Genomic DNA, 21,365 nt, shown 5'->3' on the forward strand with positions numbered 1-21,365 from the left:
TGAATATCAGGCGTGGATAGCAATCGGTTCGATGAAGGGTTGCTCACGCTGCTCCGCTTGCCAGAGATCGTAGTCGATCTGAACCCCTAACCACATCCGGGCCTTACCGATTCCAGCCCGCTCCAGACGTACCGCCAGGTCCGGACTGATGGGCGCATGGCCGTGCAGCACTCGCGAAAGATGCGGGCGGGCGAATCCAAGGTGCTTGGCCAGTTCGGTGACGCTGACACCAAGCTCGGGCAATACATCCATCAAGAGTGTTTCGCCAGGGTGTGGCGGGTTGTGCATGGGCATGGTCCTGCCTCCTGTCAGTGGTAATCCAGATAGTCGACCAGTTCGATATCCGAACCAATAAAACGAAAAATAACCCGCCAGTTCCCCGAAATGCTGAGTGACCAATATTCGATCAGATCGCCCTTGAGCGGATGTAATCGCCATCCCGGAAGGTCGAGGTCGTCGGGGGCCACTGCGCGATCCATGAACTGCAGCATGCGAGCCAGACGTTTCGCATGATCTGCTCGAATCCCACGAGTCGAACCGGTTTCGTAGAAGCCACGAAGGCCTTTGTGCTGAAAGGATTTGATCATGCTCGAAGTGTAAGGCGATACATTACACTCGATGCACTATCTATGTATTGCACTTGGTCGGAGAATTTATGCTTTGTGCTGATTTCCAGTCTTTTGGAAGCAGGTAGGGGACTTCCGTATCCTGAGCTACATCAGGCCCTGACTTCTTCCACCGGCACATGCATTCGGTCGCGGTTGGCCAGGGTCGGGAACAGTTTGATCCAGGCCCCGGTCACCATCAGCGTGCCGATACCGCCCATGACCACTGCCGGCACCGTGCCGAACCAGTGGGCCGTCAAGCCGGATTCGAACTCGCCGAGCTGATTCGAAGCGCCGATGAACAAGCCATTCACCGCGCTGACCCGGCCGCGCATTTCGTCCGGGGTTTCCAGTTGCACGAATGAGGCGCGGATCACCATGCTGATCATGTCCGCTGCGCCCAATACCACCAGCACGGCGAGAGAGAACCAGAACGAAGTCGACAGGCCGAAAGCGATGGTCGCCACGCCGAATACACCCACGGCCGTGAACATCACCCGCCCGACGTTTCGCTCCACGGCAAATCGCGCCAGAAACAGCGACATCAACAGCGCCCCGACTGCAGGGGCCGAACGCAGCAGGCCCAGCCCCCACGGGCCAGTCAGCAAAATGTCTTTGGCGAACACCGGCAGCAACGCGGTTGCGCCACCCAGCAGAACGGCAAACAGATCCAGGGAAATCGCCCCGAGAATGTCCGGGCGACTGCGAATGAAACGGATGCCCGCCAGCAGCGAGTCCAGGGTGGCCTTGCCCTTGTTCAGCGGTGTTTGCCGGGCCGGGAGGTTGAGCATCAGCGCACAAGCGATGAGGTAAAGGATCACCGTCGGGCCATACACCCAGACGCTGCCGAAGGCGTAGAGCAAACCGCCAAGCGCCGGGGCGACGATGGTGGCCGATTGTTGCGCAGACTGCGCGGCGGCAACCGCACGCGGGAACAAGGCGCTGGGCACGATGCTCGGCAGCAATGCCTGTGTCGTCGGCATTTCAAAGGAGCGGGCGGCGCCGAGCAGGAACGCGAGGATGAAGATCATCTCCCGGGTGACCTGGTCGGTCGCGCTGCCGATGGCCAGCGACAGGGCGATCAGCGCTTGCAGGGACTGGCAAATCGCCGCGACCTTGCGCCGGTCATAGCGATCCGCGACATGCCCGGTGTGCAGCATGAACAACACGCGAGGGGCAAATTCCACCAGCCCCACCAGGCCCAGATCGAGCACATTGCCCGTCAGTTGATACAGATTCCAGCCAATGGCCACGGTCAACATCTGAAAACCGCTGGCGGTGAACACCCGAGCCAGCCAGAACGCGATAAACGGGCGGTGATGACGTAACAGCAGGGGCGCTTGGCTGGGCATCTGAAGGCAGGTCTGGGCGAGGGGAAGGGCGAGATTATCACCAACCTGTAACTAGAAGTTGCGGGACAGGGAAATTTAGTTAGCTAGACACCGATCCATGGAGCATACGAAATTCCTGTGGTGAGGGGGCTTGCCCCCGTTGGGCTGCGAAGCGGCCCCAGACCCAGGCAACTCATTTCTGCCAAGTACACCGCAGTAACCGGATTTACGACTGCTGCGCAGCCGAACGGGGGCAAGCCCCCTCGCCACAGTTAGTCCACCCATCCAAAAATGTATTGCAGCCCATGACCAAATCCATGAGGCAACCTGTCACGCGGCAAAAGACCACACCGTCCATCGGCAAAAATGCGACTACTCTTTCAACGTTGCTTGATCCAGATCAAGACCCTTTGGGAATTGATCCGGCGGCCAGATGGCCAGACTCCCTACGTTTGTGATGATGGTCCAAAAAGAACGAATTCGAATTCGCCACACTCCATATCCGTGGGGGCAGTGGGTGTAGGCCGCAAGCCTTCAGCCGGTATTACCTGACAGAGGAAGACTTATGTTCGGTTTGGAGGCACTTGATCTCGCCCGGATTCAGTTCGCATTCACCATTTCGTTTCACATCCTGTTCCCGGCCATCACCATTGGCCTGGCGAGTTACCTGGCGGTGCTCGAAGGCCTGTGGCTGAAGACGCACAACGACACTTACCGCGATCTGTACCATTTCTGGTCGAAGATCTTTGCCGTCAACTTCGGTATGGGCGTAGTTTCCGGTTTGGTCATGGCCTATCAGTTCGGCACCAACTGGAGCCGCTTCTCGGACTTTGCCGGTTCGGTGACCGGACCGTTGCTGACCTATGAAGTGCTCACCGCCTTCTTCCTCGAAGCCGGTTTCCTCGGCGTCATGCTGTTCGGCTGGAACAAGGTCGGGCGCAAGCTGCACTTCTTCGCTACCGTCATGGTGGCCATCGGCACCCTTATTTCGACCTTCTGGATTCTGGCCTCCAACAGCTGGATGCAGACCCCTCAAGGCTACGAGATCGTCAACGGTCAGGTTATTCCGGTGGACTGGCTGGCGATTATCTTCAACCCGTCGTTCCCCTACCGCCTGATGCACATGGCCACGGCGGCGTTCGTTGCGACCGCGTTCTTCGTAGGCTCGTCGGCGGCCTGGCACTTGCTGCGCGGCAAGGACAACCCTGCGATCCGCACCATGCTCTCGATGGCGATGTGGATGGCGCTGATCGTTGCCCCGATTCAGGCGGTTATCGGTGACTTCCACGGCCTCAATACCCTCAAGCATCAGCCGGCGAAAATCGCTGCGATCGAAGGCCACTGGGAAAACCACGGTGATGAACCGACGCCGCTGATCCTGTTCGGCTGGCCGGACATGAAAGCCGAGAAGACCAAATTCGCGGTAGAAATTCCGTACCTCGGCAGCCTGATCCTGACCCACACCCTGGACAAACAGGTCCCTGCGCTCAAGGAATTCCCGCCTGAAGACCGGCCGAATTCGACCATCGTGTTCTGGTCGTTCCGGATCATGGTCGGTCTGGGCATGCTGATGATCTTCACTGGTTTGTGGAGTCTGTGGCTGCGCAAGCGCGACAAGCTGTATACCTCGCGGCCGTTCTTGTACCTGGCGCTGTGGATGGGGCCGTCCGGCCTGATCGCGATCCTCGCCGGCTGGTTCACCACTGAAATCGGCCGTCAGCCGTGGGTGGTTTATGGGCTGATGCGCACGGCGGATGCGTCCTCCGGGCACAGCTTCGTGCAGATGAGCATCACCTTGATCATGTTCGTTGTGGTGTATTTCGCGCTATTCGGTGCCGGTCTTGGCTACATGATGCGCCTGGTGCGCAAAGGGCCGAAGATCGACGAAGGCAAGGAAACCAACGAAGGCGGCCCTGGCCAGAAACGCACACCAGCCCGTCCGCTGTCCGCAGCCGATGACAATGGTGACGCTGATCACAACCACAGCTTGAACAAGGAGATTTGAATCATGGGTATTGATCTTCCGCTGATCTGGGCCGTGATCATCATCTTCGGCATCATGATGTACGTGGTCATGGACGGCTTTGATCTTGGGATCGGAATTCTCTTCCCGTTCATCAAGGGCAAGAGCGATCGGGACGTCATGATGAACACCGTCGCCCCGGTCTGGGACGGCAACGAAACCTGGCTGGTATTGGGCGGCGCGGCATTGTTCGGCGCCTTCCCGCTGGCTTATTCGGTGGTGCTCTCGGCGTTGTACCTGCCGCTGATTTTCATGCTGATCGGGCTGATTTTTCGCGGTGTGGCCTTCGAGTTTCGCTTCAAGGCCAAGGACGACAAGCGCCACCTCTGGGACAAGGCATTCATCGGTGGCTCGATCGCCGCAACCTTTTTCCAGGGCGTGGCATTGGGTGCGTTCATCGATGGGCTACCGGTGGTCAATCGTCAGTTTGCCGGCGGTTCACTTGACTGGCTGACACCGTTCACGATGTTCTGCGGTGCGGCGCTGGTGGTGGCTTACGCGCTGCTCGGTTGCACGTGGCTGATCATGAAGACCGAAGGCAAGCTGCAGGAGCAGATGCATGATCTGGCGCGGCCATTGGCCTTCGTGGTGCTGGCGGTGATTGGCGTCGTCAGCATCTGGACACCCTTGGCCCACGCCGAGATTGCCGCACGCTGGTTTACCCTGCCGAACCTGTTCTGGTTCTTGCCGGTGCCGATTCTGGTGCTGGTGACCATGTACGGTCTGATTCGCGCGGTGGCCCGCAATGCGCATTACACGCCATTCCTGCTGACCCTGGTGCTGATCTTCCTCGGCTACAGCGGTCTGGGGATCAGCCTGTGGCCGAACATCGTGCCGCCGTCGATCTCGATCTGGGACGCCGCCGCACCGCCGCAAAGCCAGGGCTTCATGCTGGTGGGCACGCTGTTCATCATCCCGTTCATCCTGGGCTACACCTTCTGGAGCTACTACGTGTTCCGCGGCAAGGTCACCCACGAAGATGGTTACCACTAGTGACTACGGCGCAGCATTGAATCCTGCGCCGTTGCAGAGGAGAAAACGATGATGGCTGGCAAACCTGATTTGCAGGAAATCGAAGCCGCCGAGAAAAAGCCGCTCTGGCAGCGACTCGGCTGGCTGGCGATGATCTGGGCCGGCAGCGTCGTGGCACTGTTCATCGTGGCCACACTAATGCGGATGTTCATGAATGCCGCGGGCCTGAGTACCCACTGAAATTCCCATCCCGTTGCCTTGCGGCACGGATTTATAACCCTCCTGCGATGGAGGGTTTTTTTTTGTCCGTGATTATTTGCGAGCTTTGAGAATGACGAACTTGGGGGTGGCTGCTACTTGCTCGACGCCGCGGAACAACCGCGCCAGCTTGCTGTGATAACCCAGGTGACGATTGCCGACGATGTACAGCGCGCCGCCCACCACCAACGATTCACGCGCCTGCTGGAACATCCGCCAAGCCAGGAAATCGCCGACCACTTGCTGTTGGTGAAACGGCGGATTGCACAGCACCACGTCCAGGGATTGAGGTTCCTGCTCAGCCAACCCATCGCCGGCCCGCACGATCACGTCGCGATCGCCCAGCGCCGCGCGCCAGTTTTCAGTGGCCGATTGCACAGCCATGAACGATTCGTCCACCAGCGTGTAGTGCGCCTCAGGATTTTGCAGGGCACTGGTAATCGCGAGCACGCCGTTGCCACACCCCAGATCGGCAACCCGTGCTGCGCCGAGGTTCTTCGGCAAGTGCGGCAAAAAGGCCCGCGTGCCGATATCCAGCCCTTCGCGGCAGAACACATTGGCATGATTGAGCAGTTCGATCGCAGGGTCGTCGAGTCGATAGCGGGTCGGGTAGGGGGAGGTCGCGGGCGCTTTGTCTTGGGGCGTGGCGATCAGCAGCCGAGCCTTCTTGACGGCCAACGAGGCTTGCATCGGGCCGATGTAACGCTCCAGCAGATCGCCCGCAGCGCGTGGCAAATGCTTCACCATTGCGGCTGCAATCACTTGAGCGCCAGGAGCCAGTTGCCCTTGTAGCCGGATCAGTTGCTCTTCCAGCAGGGCCAGGGTTTTCGGTACCCGGATCAATACCCGGTCAAACGGCCCGACGAATATTTCGTTGGCAGGCACCTTCGGCACTGCATTAAACGTCTGGCCATTGCGTATCAGGTTTTTTTCCAGCCCCTGAAACGCCAGAAACGAATCGCCGCTGCTGGTCACCCGAACCTTGCCCGCCAGGCTGGCGGCCAAAGCGCCGAAGCTGTCGTTGAGCACCAGCACGCGGGTATCGGCTGCCGGTTGTTGCCCGGCCAGATGAGTGAGCAGGTATTCGTCTGCGGCATCAAAGGCTTGCAACGGTTCGTTCGGCTGTTCTGGCTGGCGGATCAGATCGAGTTGAGCGAAGGGGGTTTCGAGCAGAGGCATGAGACGGGGGGCTCTGGGTAATCAACGGAGGATAATCAACGAGTGGCCCGCCGCGCAGAGGCTTATAACGGGCGAGCCATTCCGAGTGGACTACGTCGTGGAATTTCACACGGCATCACTCAGGACTGGATCACAGATGGTACGGTTTTTTCGCTTGGATTACTCGCGGGGATTAGCGGATTCAAACAGATTCAGATGACGCCCACTTTCGCGGCTCTGATCACTGCCGCAATTTTGTTGTTTACGCCGAATTTTCGGATGGCGCCGCGTATATGGAACTGTACCGTGCTTGGACTGAGGTTGAGGATGATCGCGACCTCGTCTGCCGTCTTGCCATCGGCTGAGTATTTCAACACCTCGATTTCCCGGGATGATAAATGCACTGTGCCTGGTTTTGAGGGCGCAGGCAGTTCTTTCGCCACAAGCCCATGCAAGTGACGGCTAATGAACAACGCGTAGCCCAGATTTTTATACAGATCATGCGTCGTAATCGGACAATGGCTTCTGGCCAGGCTCAGCATGCTGCAAAGCCCGTTCTCATCATGAACGGATTGGGACCAGCCATAGCGCAACCCTTGCTGTTTTTGTGCTTGCCACAGTGTGGGTGTCTTGCAGAAGATATCTTCCTGCCAAAGAATCGGTAATTCGGAATGATTGCAATGGGCTAGTATCGGGTCGACTTCGCTGAAGTGCTCTTGTTCATATTTTGTGTTCCATTCGGTGGGATAATTATTCAGATTGATCGTATGGCGGCGTATCCCCCTTACTTGGGATGTTATTGAAAATGCACAGAAATTAAAGCCAAGATTTTTAACAAGACTGAGAGAAATCTCGTACGCGGTCTCTATTTTCTGAGCGTAAGAAAGCTGCGTTAACTGTGACTCCTTCCACACTTTCATTGGGTAGCTCCATGGCGGCCTTACTGTCGTTGGTGCTGATTGGATCCGATATCCGGCACGTCACGATTGTAGGAGAATTCCTACATGCGTGGTGGATTTTTTTGCTCTAAAAAAAAATATGCAACTGCATAAACCAGTTCTTAGCTTACTAACGGATCAACAGGAATCAACTGCATATCATATTTGTATTTCTACTGTTTGGTGAGGTGAAGCAAAAGCCATTACAAATCACCGGTGTTTATACCTTCTGCTTTGCGGGACACTGGCGTTATCTGTTGAATGGAGCGACCCATGACTGCCAGTGCAGAGAAATTCACACGCCAGACACTGCTCGACGTCCAGCCGTTGACTCCAAACCTGTTTACCCTGCGAACCACCCGGGATTCTGGCTTTCGTTTTCGTGCAGGACAATTCGCCCGGCTGGGCGTGACCAAGGCCGACGGCAGTACGGTGTGGCGGGCTTATTCCATGGTCTCATCCCCCCATGACGAGTTCCTGGAGTTCTTCTCCATTGTCGTACCGGGAGGGGAGTTCACCAGTGAACTGAGCCGGCTGGAAGTCGGCGATACGCTGCTCGTCGACCGGCAGGCCTTTGGTTATTTGACGCTCGATCGCTTCGTCGATGGCCGTGACCTCTGGTTGTTATCCACAGGCACGGGGCTGGCGCCGTTTCTGTCGATCCTGCAGGACTTCGAGGTGTGGGAGAAATTCGAACGAATCATCCTGGTCTACAGCGTGCGCGAAGCGCGGGAGCTGGCGTATCAGGAGTTGATTGCAGGGCTGGCACAGCGCGATTATCTGGCCGAATACGCGCGCAAGCTGCAGTTCATTGCCACCGTCACCCGCGAGCAGCATCCGGGGGCCCTGAATGGGCGGATCACGACACTCATGGAAAGTGGCGAGCTGGAGCGGACGGCCGGTGTAGCGCTGACAGCCGAGCATTCGCGGGTGATGCTCTGCGGTAATCCACAGATGATCGATGACACGCGCAAGTTGCTCAAACAACGGGACATGCACTTGAGCCTCAGTCGACGACCCGGCCAGGTGGCAGTGGAAAACTACTGGTAAACAAACGGCGCCCTGAAGGCGCCGTTACTTGGGGCAATCAGTCATCAGGGCTGATTGTTCTGAGCCTTGAGCAGATCGCGAATCTCTTCCAGCAGCTCTTCTTCCTTGGTCGGAACCGGCGGCAGGGTGGGCGCAACGGCCTCTTCACGTTTCAGGCGGTTGATGGCCTTGACGCCCATGAAGATCGCGAAGGCGACGATGATGAAGTCGATCAGGCTCTGGATGAACTTACCGTATGCCAGCATCACCGCCGGGACATCACCGTTGGCAGCCTTGAGCGTAATGGCCAGATCACTGAAGTCCACCCCACCGATCAGCAAGCCGATTGGCGGCATCACCACGTCGCCGACAAATGACGAAACGATTTTGCCGAAGGCGGCGCCGATGATGATACCCACGGCCATGTCGACCACATTACCTTTGACCGCGAAGGCCTTGAACTCACTTATCACGCCCATAGGTTATTTCCTTGTTACAGATGAGGTTGGTGAACGCAGTGTAAATCAGCAAAACGGCTGGCGCTCGAAACACCGCCTTACAATACTCGCTCTTATCGACACATCTTCCGGCAATTAGTTTACAAAGCGCCACCATTCGCGCGCGACTAACCGCTCTAGACCGGGTATTCCAGAACCTTTTCGCTATCGGCTCGGTGCGGGATTTCTATTTATGTTTTGGCCTTTGGGTCACTAGCCTCTGTGGGGCGCACCTGGATGCGCCTTATAAAACCAGAGGAAACTTCCATGACAACTCCCCTTGGCCTCGGGGCTTTTCCCTTCCCTTGTACCCTTGGCGTTCTGACCGCCAGCCTGCTGTCCTTCTGCGTCAATGCTGCGACCTTGACCCGCGATAACGGTGCCGCCGTCGGCGACAACCAGAACTCGCAAACCGCCGGCGCGACTGGGCCGGTACTGCTGCAAGACGTGCAACTGATCCAGAAACTCCAGCGTTTTGACCGTGAACGCATTCCCGAACGCGTGGTGCATGCCCGTGGCACTGGCGCCCATGGCACGTTCACCGTAACCGACGACCTCAGTGACCTGACCAAGGCCAAGGTGTTCGCCGGCGGCCAGAGCACGCCGGTATTTGTGCGTTTCTCCGCTGTGGTCCATGGCAACCATTCGCCGGAAACCTTGCGTGACCCGCGGGGGTTCGCCACCAAGTTCTACACCGCAGACGGCAACTGGGACCTGGTCGGCAACAATTTTCCGACCTTCTTCATCCGTGACGCGATCAAGTTTCCAGACATGGTTCATGCCTTCAAGCCAGATCCGCGTACCAACCTTGACGACGATTCCCGTCGTTTCGACTTTTTCTCCCATGTTCCAGAAGCCACTCGTACCCTGACCGAGTTGTATTCCAACTCCGGTACGCCGGCCAGTTATCGGGAGATGGACGGTAACGGTGTACATGCCTACAAGTTAGTGAACGCCAAAGGCGATGTGCACTATGTAAAATTCCATTGGAAAAGTTTGCAGGGGTTAAAGAACCTCGACCCTAAAGAAGTGACGGGTGTTCAAGGTCAAGACTACAGTCATATGACTAACGACTTGGTCGCCAATATTAACAAGGGCAACTTTCCTAAGTGGGACTTGTACATCCAGGTTCTAAATCCACAAGACTTGTCCAAGTTTGATTTCGATCCATTGGACGCGACCAAGATCTGGCCCGGTGTTCCTGAACGAAAAGTTGGACAAATGGTGTTGAACCGCAATCCGGCGAATGTTTTCCAGGAAACCGAACAAGTGGCCATGGCCCCGGCCAATTTAGTTCCGGGTATCGAACCTTCGGAAGATCGCTTATTGCAAGGGCGAGTGTTCTCGTATGCCGATACTCAATTGTATCGTCTGGGGGCCAACGCTCTGCAGTTGCCGATCAACTCACCCAAAGTCGCCGTGAACAACGGTAATCAGGATGGCGCAATGAACATCGGCGCCAGCAGCACCGGCGTAAATTACCAGCCAAGTCGCCTGCTGTCTCGTGAAGAGCCGCCAACCGCGCGTTACAGCCAGTCGGTTCTGTCGGGCAGCACGCAACAGGTGAAGATTCAGCGCGAACAGAACTTCAAGCAGGCCGGCGATCTGTACCGCTCGTTCAACCAGAAGGAACGTCAGGACCTGATTGACAGCTTCGGCGGCTCCCTGGCCACCACCGATGACGAGAGCAAGCACATCATCCTGTCCTTCCTGTACAAGGCCGACCCGGAATACGGGACCGGGGTGGCCAAAGTAGCCAAGGGTGATCTGGCTCGGGTCAAGGCGCTGGCGGCCAAACTGGTCGACTGATCCATCTGCCTGAAGCGGGACCTCATGCGAGGTCCCGTCTGATCAAGGAGTTTCGCCATGCGTTTTTATCTGTCTGTGTTTCTGGCGTGCTGGTCGCTCAGTGTGTTCGCCGGGCCTGACGTGCAAGCCTCGAAGAGCCCTCAGGCGCTGAAGGACCAATTACAGGATTACTACTTTGATGCCGCTCGACGCGGTGATGTGCCGATGCTCGATACCTTCATCGAGGCTGGCTATTCCCTCGATACCCGCGACAGCAAGGGTTACACCGCACTGATTCTGGCCGCCTATCATGGCCAGAGCGCTACAGTGGAGCGTTTGCTCGCTGCCGGGGCGGACGCCTGTGCCCAGGATCAACGCGGTAACACGGCGTTGATGGGCGCGATTTTCAAAGGCGAAGTGCAGATTGCCAGGACCTTGCTGGCCGCCCATTGCAGTCCCGACCAACGCAACGGCGCGGGACAGACTGCCGCGATGTATGCCGGCTTGTTCAAGCGCGTTGAGTTGCTGGACGCACTCAAGGCCAAAGGGGCGGACATGAACGCCGAAGATCCGCTGGGCAATAGTGCCGCGCGTCTGGCCAGCGGTGAAATCCGTACGGCGGCGCCGCGCTGATCCGCGCGAGCTGAGCTATCATCGCGGTTTTTGCCGGGAGTTCAGATGGCCAAGGCCAAGCGCATGTACGGCTGCACCGAGTGCGGCTCAACCTTCCCCAAGTGGGCCGGCCAGTGCGGCGAATGCGGGGCCTGGAACACGCTGACCGAAACCATGGTCGAGAGTGGCGGCGCCGCAGCCCCCAGCGGGCGCACCGGTTGGACGGGCCAGCAGGCGCAGATCAAAACCCTGGCCGAAGTCAGCGTCGAAGAGATTCCGCGTTTCTCCACGGCGTCCAGCGAGCTGGATCGCGTTCTGGGCGGCGGCCTGGTGGATGGCTCGGTGGTGTTGATCGGTGGTGATCCGGGTATCGGCAAGTCGACCATTTTGTTGCAAACCTTGTGCAACCTCGCCAAGAGCATGCCGGCACTGTATGTCACCGGCGAAGAGTCCCAGCAACAAGTGGCCATGCGCGCCCGGCGCTTGGGCTTGCCTCAGGATCAGCTGCGGGTGATGACCGAAACCTGCATCGAAACCATCATCGCCACGGCCCGGCAGGAAAAGCCCAAGGTGATGGTGATCGACTCGATCCAGACGATTTTCACCGAGCAACTGCAATCGGCACCGGGGGGCGTTTCCCAGGTGCGTGAAAGTGCAGCATTGCTGGTGCGTTACGCCAAACAAAGCGGCACGGCGATTTTCCTCGTGGGCCATGTCACCAAAGAAGGCGCGCTGGCCGGTCCCCGAGTGCTAGAGCACATGGTCGACACCGTTCTGTATTTCGAAGGCGAATCCGATGGGCGCCTGCGTTTGTTGCGGGCGGTGAAAAACCGTTTCGGCGCGGTCAACGAATTGGGCGTGTTTGGCATGACCGACAAAGGCCTGAAGGAAGTTTCCAACCCCTCGGCGATTTTTCTGACCCGGGCCCAGGAAGAAGTCCCGGGTAGCGTGGTCATGGCAACGTGGGAAGGCACCCGGCCGATGCTGGTGGAAGTCCAGGCGTTGGTGGACGACAGCCATCTGGCCAACCCTCGCCGGGTAACGCTCGGTCTGGATCAGAATCGCTTGGCGATGTTGTTGGCGGTTTTGCATCGACATGGCGGCATTCCGACCCACGATCAGGACGTGTTCCTCAACGTGGTCGGCGGGGTGAAGGTGCTGGAAACCGCTTCCGACCTGGCCTTGATGGCGGCGGTCATGTCCAGTTTGCGCAACCGGCCGCTGCCCCATGATCTGCTGGTGTTCGGCGAAGTCGGCTTGTCGGGTGAAGTGCGCCCGGTGCCCAGTGGCCAGGAACGCTTGAAAGAGGCGGCCAAGCACGGCTTCAAGCGCGCCATCGTGCCCAAGGGCAACGCGCCGAAAGAGGCGCCGCCGGGATTGCAGATTATTGCCGTGACGCGCCTGGAACAGGCATTGGACGCGTTGTTCGAATAACTTTCAGATCGATACAAAACCTGTGGGAGCGAGCCTGCTCGCGATAGCGGTGTGTCAGTCGACTTAAATGTTGAATGTCAGACCGCATTCGCGAGCAGGCTCGCTCCCACATGGGTATGGGATTGGCCTTCAGATTTCGATCAGGGCGCCCAACTCACGCTCAAGCTCTTGCGGATCGCCCAGGTTGAACTCGATCAACCGCCGCAGGCGTTCAATCGATTCCAGGCTGATGTGTTTGCAGACAAACCCGAGTTGACCATGGTCATCGTGGGTCAGCATCACATCCATCTTGATCTCGATCTCTTCGTTAAGATGAATATCAACCAGGAAATGCCAGTCTGGATTACCCAGCCACGGCTCGGGCTTCTCGATAAGCAACCCCTTGAGCGACAGGTCGATCAACTTCACCGGCCAGATGAATTCCCCTTGGCTCAGCTCGGTTCGGGCATCGAACGCAAAACGTTTGAAGCGGCGGCGATCAGCAGGGTGGTCACTCATGGCGCAATCCTCTGAATGTCCGCTGACTATAGACCCGCATGGTTAAAGCCTGCCAGCAAAGACAGGCTCTGGATCAATGTCGGGGTATGGCCTTTGCCGTCAGTAGCGCTAAACTCCGGATGGCTGTCTTTCTTGTCCACTCTGGCTGGAATCATAAAATGAAAAATAATAATAGCCTGCTACGCCACTTACCCTGGCTGCTGCTGGCAATCCTGGGAGCGTGCGCCCTGGGCGTAGTGGCATTGCGCCGAGGCGAGGCGATCAACGCCTTGTGGATTGTGGTCGCCGCGGTGGCCATTTATCTGGTCGCGTACCGCTACTACAGCCTGTTCATCGCTAACAATGTGATGCAACTCGATCCTCGTCGGGCGACACCCGCCGTGATCAACAATGACGGTCTGGACTATGTGCCGACCAACAAACACATCCTTTTCGGTCACCACTTCGCAGCCATCGCTGGTGCAGGGCCGCTGGTCGGTCCGGTATTGGCGGCGCAGATGGGCTACCTGCCCGGTACGCTGTGGCTGATTGCCGGGGTGGTGCTGGCCGGTGCGGTTCAGGACTTCATGGTCCTGTTCATGTCCACCCGCCGCAACGGTCGCTCCCTGGGCGACATGGTCCGTGAAGAAATGGGCCGCATCCCCGGGACCATCGCGCTGTTTGGTTGCTTCCTGATCATGATCATCATCCTCGCGGTGCTGGCGCTGATCGTGGTCAAGGCCCTGGCCGAAAGCCCGTGGGGTATTTTCACGGTGATGGCGACCATCCCGATCGCGATGTTCATGGGCATTTACATGCGCTACATCCGCCCGGGCCGCATCGGTGAAATCTCGGTGATCGGCGTGGCGTTGCTGCTGGGTTCGATCTGGCTGGGCGGGCAGATTGCCGCTGACCCGGTGTGGGCCAAGGCGTTCAGCTTTACCGGGGTTCAGATCACCTGGATGCTGATCGGCTACGGTTTTGTCGCTGCGGTATTGCCGGTGTGGCTGATTCTGGCACCGCGTGATTACCTGTCGACCTTCCTCAAGATCGGCACCATCGTCGCGTTGGCGATCGGCATCCTGATCACTATGCCCGAGCTGAAAATGCCGGCATTGACCCAGTTCATCGACGGTACCGGGCCGGTATGGAAGGGTGGGTTGTTCCCGTTCCTGTTCATCACCATTGCCTGTGGCGCGGTGTCCGGTTTCCACGCGTTGATCTCCTCCGGCACCACGCCGAAGTTGCTGGATAACGAGGTTAACGCTCGTTACATCGGTTACGGCGGCATGCTGATGGAGTCCTTCGTGGCGATCATGGCCATGGTTGCCGCTTCGGTGATCGAGCCAGGCGTGTACTTCGCCATGAACAGCCCGGCGGCGGTCGTCGGTGGTGACGTGGTGGCTGTTGCACAAGCTGTCAGTGGCTGGGGTTTCGCGATTACCCCGGAAGCGCTGCAAGCGGTGGCCAAGGACATCGGTGAAACCACGATCCTGGCGCGTGCCGGTGGCGCGCCGACCCTGGCGGTCGGTATCGCGCAGATCCTGCACAGTGTGCTGCCGGGTGAAAACACCATGGCGTTCTGGTACCACTTCGCGATCCTGTTCGAAGCGCTGTTTATCCTGACCGCGGTCGACGCTGGCACCCGTGCCGGGCGTTTCATGCTGCAGGATTTGCTCGGTTCCTTCGTGCCAGCGCTCAAGCGCACCGAATCCTGGACCGCCAACCTGATCGCAACCGCCGGTTGCGTGGCAATGTGGGGTTACCTGCTGTATCAGGGCGTGATCGACCCACTGGGCGGGATCAACACCTTGTGGCCACTGTTCGGCATCTCCAACCAGATGCTGGCGGGTATCGCGCTGATGCTGGCAACCGTGGTGCTAATCAAAATGAAGCGCCAACGCTACATCTGGGTCACCATGTTGCCCGCCGTGTGGTTGCTGATTTGCACCACCACCGCAGGCTTCATCAAGCTGTTCGACGCCAACCCGGCAATCGGCTTCCTGTCGTTGGCGAAGAAATACAGCGATGCGTTGGCCAGCGGGCAGATTCTGGCCCCGGCCAAGAGCATCGAGCAGATGCAGCATGTAATCTATAACGCCTACACCAACGCAACGCTGACTGCGCTGTTCCTGTTTGTGGTGTTCAGCATCCTGTTCTATGCGCTCAAGGTCGGCATTGCCTCCTGGGGTACCAAAGAACGTACGGATAAAGAATCGCCGTTCCAGGCTCAGCCGGATGCGTAATCGAGGATTGCACCATGTTCAATGACCTGAGTCGCCTCGGTAAATACCTCGGTCAGGCTGCGCGCCTGATGGTCGGCATGCCCGACTACGACAACTACGTCGAGCATATGCAAACCAAACACCCGGACAAGCCGGTGATGAGCTACGAGATGTTCTTTCGCGAACGTCAGGAAGCCCGTTACGGTGGCAAGGGTGGGCCGAAGTGCTGTTGATGCAACAGCCTGGCTGATGCAATCCCTGTGGGAGCGGGCTTGCTCGCGAAAGCGGTGTGTCATTCAACATTAATGTCGACTGACACGACCTCTTCGCGAGCAAGCCCGCTCCCACATTTGTTTTGTGTTGTTTCTTAACTTTGTGAAACAGGAGAACCCGTTTGTCCTCTCCCATTCCAGTAACAATCCTCAGTGGCTTTCTCGGCGCGGGAAAAACCACGCTCTTGCGCCACCTGCTCAAAGCCGAGCACGGCCTGAAAATCGCCGTGATCGAAAACGAATTCAGTGACGCCGGTATCGACACCCAACTGTTGGGCGACGAGCCGGTGCAAGTGATGACGCTGTCCAACGGCTGCGTCTGCTGCACCATCCACACCGATTTGACCAAAGCGCTGTACCTGCTGCTCGAACGCCTGGACAGCGGCGAAATCGCCTTCGATCGCTTGGTGATCGAATGCACTGGCCTGGCCGACCCGGCCCCGGTGGCACAAACCTTTTTCATCGACGAAGAACTGCGCGAGCGCTACATCCTCGACGGCATCATCACCCTGGTCGACGCCAAGCATGCCGAAGATCATCTGACCCAGACCATCGCCCAGGCACAGATCGGCTTTGCCGACCGTTTGCTGGTGAGCAAACGGGATCTGGTGGACGAACCGACCTTCACCGCCCTCAGCGAGCGCCTGACCCGCATCAACCGTCGCGCGCCAATCCGCGTGGTCGACCACGGCAAGATTGATCTGGCCGAACTGCTCGACGTGCGCGGCTTCAACCTCAATGCCGACCTCGGTGGTGGCGTGAGTTTGCGCCCGGTGAGCAAGGTGCCGTCCATCGACCGTATTTCCAGCCTGGTGTTGCGCACTGACAAGCCGCTGGATATCGACAAACTCAGTGAGTTCATGAACGAACTGCTGGAAGACCACGGCAAGCAATTGCTGCGCTACAAAGGTGTTTTGAACATCCTTGGCGAACCGCGGCGCATGGTGTTTCAGGGGGTCTTGAAGTTGTACGGATTCGACTGGGATACGGAATGGGCCGACGATGAAATACGTGAAAGCGTGATCGTGTTCATTGCCGATGATTTGCCGGAAGAGAAGATTCGTGAGGGGTTTGCCCGAGTCGCAGCCGAGTAAAGTCGGATATCTTCAGCGTGTTTGAGGCCGCCTTCGCGAGCAAGCCCGCTCCCACATTTGATCCGTGTTGCCCACTCTGTCCGGGACGACACAAAGTCAATGTGGGAGCGGGCTTGCTCGCGAAAGCGATCTACCCGGCAGCACAGTTTCGAATGGTCGATGATCCAGAGTTCAGTAATCTTTGTTCAATATAATGCAGATGCCGGGTCATCAAATTTTCGGCCATCGCTACATCCTCACGCTCCACTGCATCGACAATCTCCGCGTGCTCCCGCCATCCGCAATAATCACCTGCCAGCGCGTCATACCGCGCAATCACCAGCGAAGTCAGTGGCACCAGAGTGCCAAGAAAATACGCCAACGGTGCGTTCCCCGCCATTTCGGCCAGTTGCAGATGAAATTCCCCTGACAATCGAATGGCCGGACCACGCGCCGTGCATTGGCGTTCGCTGTCGATCAGGGCGCGCAGGCGTTTCAAGTCTTGCGGGTGAGGTTGCTGGCAGGCCAGTCGAACCAGCGTGATCTCGGTCAGTCGTCGGGCATGCAGCGTCTGGCGAATCTGCTCGGCATCGGGCGCGGCGACTCGGGGACGATGGTGGGTGCGAAGGATAATGATCTGCTGATGGGACAACTGCGTCAGCACGCCACGAATCTCACTGCGTCGAGCGCTGAACATCTGCGCCAGGCTGTCTTCGGTAAAACGACTGGCTGCATGGATGCGCTGTTCGAGAATGGCGTCGAAGATCCGTGAATAGAGATCATCCGCCGGCAGTTTCCCAGTGTCGGTTCGGGAGAAGGGCAGGGCAGTGAATATCTGTGGTGAGGCGAAGCTGTTCATGGCCTGTCTCCAGTTCGAAGAGGGGGTCAACTGCCGAGGTGGTCATCCGGAATGTTCAATTCGATGCCCATCCGCTGGCCTTCGCGCAGGATGTGCCGACGCATCTCGGCGCTGGCCTGGGCGCTGTTTTTGCTGCGAATGGCCCGCACCACGGCTTCGTTTTCTTCAAGGCGTTCAGCCAGATGCTCTGGCGAATTGCGTAGCACCTCGGCGCTTTGCTTGAGGGCGTTGCTGGTCTGCTGCACAACGCTCTGGAAGATCGGGTTTGAGGTCAGGGTGAACAGTTCTTCGTGGAACGCGATGTAGGCGCTGACCCCGGCTTCGCTGTCATTGGCCTCCAGGGCTTCGCGCATGTCCATCAGGGTCAGACGCAGTTGCCCGACTTCCTTGCTGCTGATGGATTGTGCAACCAGGCCGACGATGAAGGGTTCGAGGGTGTAGCGCAGTTGCAGCACATCTTCCAGGCTGGCCCCGGCCACCGCGCTGTCGTGGCTTTGGCTGTCGCTGAGATTGGCTTCCAGCACCACCACGCCTTTGCCCGGCATGGAGCGCACCAGCCCGAGGGTTTCCAGCACGATGACCGCCTCGCGCAGGCTCGGGCGGCTAATGCCCAGTTGCTCGGCCAGTTCACGCTGGCCCGGCAGCATCTCGCCGGAGCGCCACTGACCGCGGGCCAGGGCGGCCCGAAGTTTTTCTACCACCGAATTTACAACGGTTGACGAGGTAATCACTGTTCGCTCCAAGTCGTGATAAATGTGCCTGACCTTGGGCAGGCACAGGTAGTTTAAAATTCCTGCTGATGCGCCGGGACCACTGGTTTCCTGGGCTGGAAGGTATAACCCACCTGACCGGAAAGCACTTTGTTCGCTCGCTGGATATCGATGTCCTTTTCCCAACGGGCGATGGCTACCGTGGCGACGCAGTTGCCGATCAGGTTGGTCATCGCCCGGCCGATGCCCATGAACCAGTCCACTGCCAATACCAGCACCAGGCCGACCACCGGAATCGCCGGGATCGCCGTCAGGGTTGCCGCAAGAATCACCAGTGCTGAACCGGGAATCCCGTGGGCGCCTTTGGAGGTGATCAGCGACACCAGCAGAATCGTCAGCAGGTCAGTCATGGCCAGCGGCGTACCGGTGGCATTGGCGATGAACACAATGGCCAGGGTCAGGTAGATCGAAAAACCATCCAGGTTGAACGAGTACCCGGTCGGAATCACCAGCCCGACCGTGGAACTGCCGATGCCCAGATGCTCAAGCTTGCGCATGATTTGTGGCAGCACGGCGTCGGAAGAAGCGGTGCCCATGACGATCAGCAGTTCTTCGCGCAGGTACTTGAGCAGCGGCCACATCTTCAGGCCCGAGAGGCGCATCACCAGGCCGAGAATCAATCCCACGAACGCTACACAGGTCATGTAGAAAAGACCGACCAGGCTGCCCAAGTGCTGCAGCGAATCCAGGCCATATTTGCTGGTGGTGAAAGCGATGGCGCCGAACACGCCGATCGGCGCCAGACGCACGATCATGCCCATGATGCGGAAGATTACGTGGCTGAGTTCGTTGATCAACCGGGAAATACCCGATGCCGCTTCACCCACCAGGTTCAGCGCGCTGCCAAACAGCACCGAAAACAACAGGACTTGCAGAATGTTGTTGTCGGCAAAGGCGCCTATCACCGAGGTCGGGATCAGGTTCATCAGGAACTGCGCGGTGGTTTGCATGTGCTGACCGCGCTGGGCGATGTCGCCCATGTCGGCGGCGGAGAGTTGCTCCAGATGAATGTTCGCGCCGCTGCCGATGCCGGTCGTGAAGGCGAACACCAGGCCGATCACCAAGGCGATGGTGGTCAGTATTTCGAAATAGATCACCGATTTCAGGCCGATGCGTCCGACCTTCTTCAAGTCGCCGGCACCGCTGATGCCGCTGACCACCACGCAGAACACGATCAGACCAATAAGCATCTTGATCAGTTTGATGAAACCGTCGCCGAGGGGTTTGAGTTGGGCGGAGTATTCGGGAAGGGTCAGCCCGCAGACGATGCCGAGCACCAGTCCGAGAACTACTTGAAGGAAGATTGAACGCGAGCACCATCTGAGCATGGGAGGAGTCCTGGTCGGTGTCCTGGCTGCCGTGCGCGATGCGCATCAGATTCAGGACTTAATTATTGTGGTCTTACCGGTATGTCCAGTGCAGGCGCAGTCTACGCTGGATTTTTTCAGGATTACAAGTGGATATAGAAAAATTGGCATGACCGGTCTGACCAGCGGCCAAAGCCGCGTAGGAAATGCCGATCAAGATCAAAAGATCTTTATGGCGGACGAAAAAAAACCGGCCATCACTGACCGGTTTTTTCATTGCTGGGGTTTAGCGGGGCAATTAAGCGCCGTACACCGGCAGCTTCTTGCAGATGGCTTTGACTTTCTCACGAACGGCGTCGATCACCGCTTCGTTGGAAAGATCTGCCAGGATGTCGCAGATCCAGCCGGCCAGCTCTTTGCACTCTGCTTCCTTGAAGCCGCGAGTGGTCACTGCCGGTGTACCGAAACGCAGACCGGAGGTGACGAACGGGGAGCGTGGATCGTTCGGTACCGAGTTCTTGTTCACGGTGATGAACGCTTTGCCCAGAGCGGCGTCGGCGTCTTTACCGGAGATTTCCTGCTTGATCAGCGACAGCAGGAACAGGTGGTTCTGAGTACCGCCCGACACCACGTCGAAACCGCGCTCGATGAACACGCCGGCCATGGCCTGGGCGTTTTTCACCACTTGTTGCTGGTAGGCCTTGAACTCAGGTTGCAGCGCTTCCTTGAAGCAGATCGCCTTGGCAGCGATCACGTGCTCCAGCGGGCCACCCTGGGCGCCCGGGAATACCGCGGAGTTCAGTTTCTTCTCGATGTCGGCGTTGGCGCGAGCCAGGATCAGGCCGCCACGTGGACCGCGCAGGGTCTTGTGCGTGGTGGTGGTCACGACGTCAGCGAATGGAACCGGGTTCGGGTAGACGCCAGCGGCGACCAGCCCCGCAACGTGAGCCATATCAACAAAAAGATAGGCACCGACTTTGTCAGCGATTTCGCGGAAGCGCGGGAAGTCGAGGATCTGCGAGTAGGCAGAGAAACCGGCCACGATCATTTTCGGCTTGTGCTCGACCGCCAGACGCTCGACTTCGTCGTAGTCGATCAGGCCGTTGGCATCGATACCGTACTGAACAGCGTTGTACAGCTTGCCGGAGGACGAAACGCTGGCACCGTGGGTCAGGTGACCACCGTGGGCCAGGCTCATGCCCAGGATGGTGTCGCCCGCTTGCAGCAGGGCCAGATAAACGGCGCTGTTGGCTTGGGAGCCGGCGTGTGGCTGAACGTTGGCGTAATCGGCGCCGAACAGTTCTTTGGCACGGTCGATGGCCAGTTGCTCAACCACGTCGACGAACTCGCAACCACCGTAGTAGCGCTTGCCCGGATAACCTTCGGCGTACTTGTTGGTCAGTACCGAGCCTTGAGCTTCCATCACCGCAGGGCTGGTGTAGTTTTCCGAAGCGATCAGCTCGATGTGTTCTTCCTGGCGCTGAGCTTCTTGCTCCATGGCGGCAAAAAGGTCGGCGTCGTACTTGGCAATAGTCAAATCACGGCTGAACATGGCGGTCCTCAAGGATCGGGGCAGAAAAGGGGGGCATTCTAACCCAATGGGTTTTAGATGGCATATGAAAGGACATCATGTCGCAGACAAGTGGTGTTCATGCGCCGGATTTGCGGTGTCTGGGCTGGCCAGAGTCAGGTGATCGTTCCCACGCTCTGCGTGGGAATGCCTCATTGGACGCTCTG

General features: G+C 58.1%; 21 protein-coding genes. 10 read left to right on the top strand and 11 right to left on the bottom strand.

Features of this window, described 5'->3' with window-relative positions:
* Window positions 1-6 precede the first annotated feature (6 nt).
* From IB250_RS20265 to IB250_RS20275, 3 genes are all read right to left on the bottom strand, one after another.
* Entirely contained in the window at window positions 7-294 is a 288-nt protein-coding gene (locus IB250_RS20265; protein WP_192345367.1) for a HigA family addiction module antitoxin, read from the bottom strand.
* 14 nt (window positions 295-308) lie between these two features.
* Window positions 309-587 carry a type II toxin-antitoxin system RelE/ParE family toxin gene (locus IB250_RS20270; RefSeq protein ID WP_192345368.1) on the bottom strand — a complete coding sequence of 93 codons (279 nt, stop codon included), beginning with the start codon at window positions 585-587 and terminating at the stop codon, window positions 309-311.
* A gap of 131 nt (window positions 588-718) precedes the next feature.
* Window positions 719-1,957 carry an MFS transporter gene (locus IB250_RS20275; RefSeq protein WP_192345369.1) on the bottom strand — a complete coding sequence of 413 codons (1,239 nt, stop codon included), beginning with the start codon at window positions 1,955-1,957 and terminating at the stop codon, window positions 719-721.
* A 544-nt stretch (window positions 1,958-2,501) separates the two neighbouring features.
* Here IB250_RS20275 and IB250_RS20280 point away from each other — a divergent pair.
* The 3 genes from IB250_RS20280 to IB250_RS20290 are packed head-to-tail and all read left to right on the top strand — an operon-like array spanning window position 2,502 to window position 5,171.
* On the top strand, window positions 2,502-3,941 hold the full coding sequence (locus IB250_RS20280; RefSeq protein WP_192345370.1) for a cytochrome ubiquinol oxidase subunit I: 1,440 nt from the start codon (window positions 2,502-2,504) through the stop codon (window positions 3,939-3,941).
* 3 nt (window positions 3,942-3,944) lie between these two features.
* Window positions 3,945-4,952 (top strand): cytochrome d ubiquinol oxidase subunit II, encoded by a 1,008-nt coding sequence (gene cydB / locus IB250_RS20285; RefSeq protein ID WP_192345371.1) that lies wholly within the window; start codon window positions 3,945-3,947, stop codon window positions 4,950-4,952.
* A 51-nt stretch (window positions 4,953-5,003) separates the two neighbouring features.
* Window positions 5,004-5,171: a DUF2474 domain-containing protein gene (locus IB250_RS20290; protein ID WP_162830918.1), complete on the top strand. Its 168-nt coding sequence runs from the start codon at window positions 5,004-5,006 to the stop codon at window positions 5,169-5,171.
* Window positions 5,172-5,243: 72 nt separating this feature from the next.
* Here IB250_RS20290 and IB250_RS20295 read toward each other — a convergent pair whose 3' ends face one another.
* Window positions 5,244-6,368 (bottom strand): methyltransferase, encoded by a 1,125-nt coding sequence (locus IB250_RS20295; protein WP_192345372.1) that lies wholly within the window; start codon window positions 6,366-6,368, stop codon window positions 5,244-5,246.
* A 191-nt stretch (window positions 6,369-6,559) separates the two neighbouring features.
* Complete coding sequence (locus tag IB250_RS20300) at window positions 6,560-7,267, bottom strand: autoinducer binding domain-containing protein (RefSeq protein ID WP_192345373.1); 708 nt, start codon at window positions 7,265-7,267, stop codon at window positions 6,560-6,562.
* 291 nt (window positions 7,268-7,558) lie between these two features.
* On the opposite strand from IB250_RS20300, the gene IB250_RS20305 reads away from it, so the two are divergent.
* Entirely contained in the window at window positions 7,559-8,335 is a 777-nt protein-coding gene (locus IB250_RS20305; protein WP_192345374.1) for a ferredoxin--NADP reductase, read from the top strand.
* Between the two features lie 44 nt (window positions 8,336-8,379).
* On the opposite strand, the gene mscL is transcribed toward IB250_RS20305, so the two are convergent.
* Complete coding sequence (gene mscL, locus IB250_RS20310) at window positions 8,380-8,793, bottom strand: large-conductance mechanosensitive channel protein MscL (RefSeq protein ID WP_007895273.1); 414 nt, start codon at window positions 8,791-8,793, stop codon at window positions 8,380-8,382.
* Between the two features lie 285 nt (window positions 8,794-9,078).
* Between mscL and katB the strand changes: the two genes are divergently transcribed.
* The 3 genes from katB to radA are packed head-to-tail and all read left to right on the top strand — an operon-like array spanning window position 9,079 to window position 12,645.
* Window positions 9,079-10,620 (top strand): catalase KatB, encoded by a 1,542-nt coding sequence (gene katB / locus IB250_RS20315; protein WP_192345375.1) that lies wholly within the window; start codon window positions 9,079-9,081, stop codon window positions 10,618-10,620.
* Between the two features lie 57 nt (window positions 10,621-10,677).
* On the top strand, window positions 10,678-11,232 hold the full coding sequence (locus tag IB250_RS20320; protein WP_192345376.1) for an ankyrin repeat domain-containing protein: 555 nt from the start codon (window positions 10,678-10,680) through the stop codon (window positions 11,230-11,232).
* Between the two features lie 45 nt (window positions 11,233-11,277).
* The gene (gene radA, locus IB250_RS20325; RefSeq protein ID WP_007937264.1) at window positions 11,278-12,645 is read left to right on the top strand and encodes a DNA repair protein RadA; all 1,368 of its coding nucleotides are present in this window, start codon (window positions 11,278-11,280) and stop codon (window positions 12,643-12,645) included.
* Between the two features lie 129 nt (window positions 12,646-12,774).
* On the opposite strand, the gene IB250_RS20330 is transcribed toward radA, so the two are convergent.
* Entirely contained in the window at window positions 12,775-13,143 is a 369-nt protein-coding gene (locus tag IB250_RS20330) for a PilZ domain-containing protein (RefSeq protein WP_192345377.1), read from the bottom strand.
* Between the two features lie 158 nt (window positions 13,144-13,301).
* Between IB250_RS20330 and IB250_RS20335 the strand changes: the two genes are divergently transcribed.
* The 3 genes from IB250_RS20335 (at window position 13,302) to yjiA (ending at window position 16,713) form a co-directional block, all read left to right on the top strand.
* A complete protein-coding gene (locus IB250_RS20335; protein WP_192345378.1) occupies window positions 13,302-15,368 on the top strand; it encodes a carbon starvation CstA family protein in 2,067 nt (688 codons plus the stop codon).
* A gap of 14 nt (window positions 15,369-15,382) precedes the next feature.
* Complete coding sequence (locus IB250_RS20340) at window positions 15,383-15,580, top strand: YbdD/YjiX family protein (protein ID WP_007895266.1); 198 nt, start codon at window positions 15,383-15,385, stop codon at window positions 15,578-15,580.
* Window positions 15,581-15,741: 161 nt separating this feature from the next.
* Window positions 15,742-16,713, top strand: coding sequence for a GTPase (gene yjiA / locus IB250_RS20345; protein WP_192345379.1), 972 nt, complete (start codon window positions 15,742-15,744; stop codon window positions 16,711-16,713).
* A gap of 130 nt (window positions 16,714-16,843) precedes the next feature.
* Here yjiA and IB250_RS20350 read toward each other — a convergent pair whose 3' ends face one another.
* The 4 genes from IB250_RS20350 to glyA form a co-directional block, all read right to left on the bottom strand.
* Entirely contained in the window at window positions 16,844-17,551 is a 708-nt protein-coding gene (locus tag IB250_RS20350; protein ID WP_192345380.1) for a GntR family transcriptional regulator, read from the bottom strand.
* Window positions 17,552-17,577: 26 nt separating this feature from the next.
* Window positions 17,578-18,282 carry a FadR/GntR family transcriptional regulator gene (locus IB250_RS20355; RefSeq protein ID WP_008072332.1) on the bottom strand — a complete coding sequence of 235 codons (705 nt, stop codon included), beginning with the start codon at window positions 18,280-18,282 and terminating at the stop codon, window positions 17,578-17,580.
* A 53-nt stretch (window positions 18,283-18,335) separates the two neighbouring features.
* Entirely contained in the window at window positions 18,336-19,649 is a 1,314-nt protein-coding gene (locus IB250_RS20360) for a C4-dicarboxylate transporter DctA (protein WP_192345381.1), read from the bottom strand.
* A gap of 277 nt (window positions 19,650-19,926) precedes the next feature.
* Window positions 19,927-21,180 (bottom strand): serine hydroxymethyltransferase, encoded by a 1,254-nt coding sequence (gene glyA / locus IB250_RS20365; protein WP_007895259.1) that lies wholly within the window; start codon window positions 21,178-21,180, stop codon window positions 19,927-19,929.
* Between the last annotated feature and the right edge of the window lie 185 nt (window positions 21,181-21,365).

This window comes from Pseudomonas sp. PDM09 (assembly GCF_014852305.1).
GTDB lineage: Bacteria > Pseudomonadota > Gammaproteobacteria > Pseudomonadales > Pseudomonadaceae > Aquipseudomonas.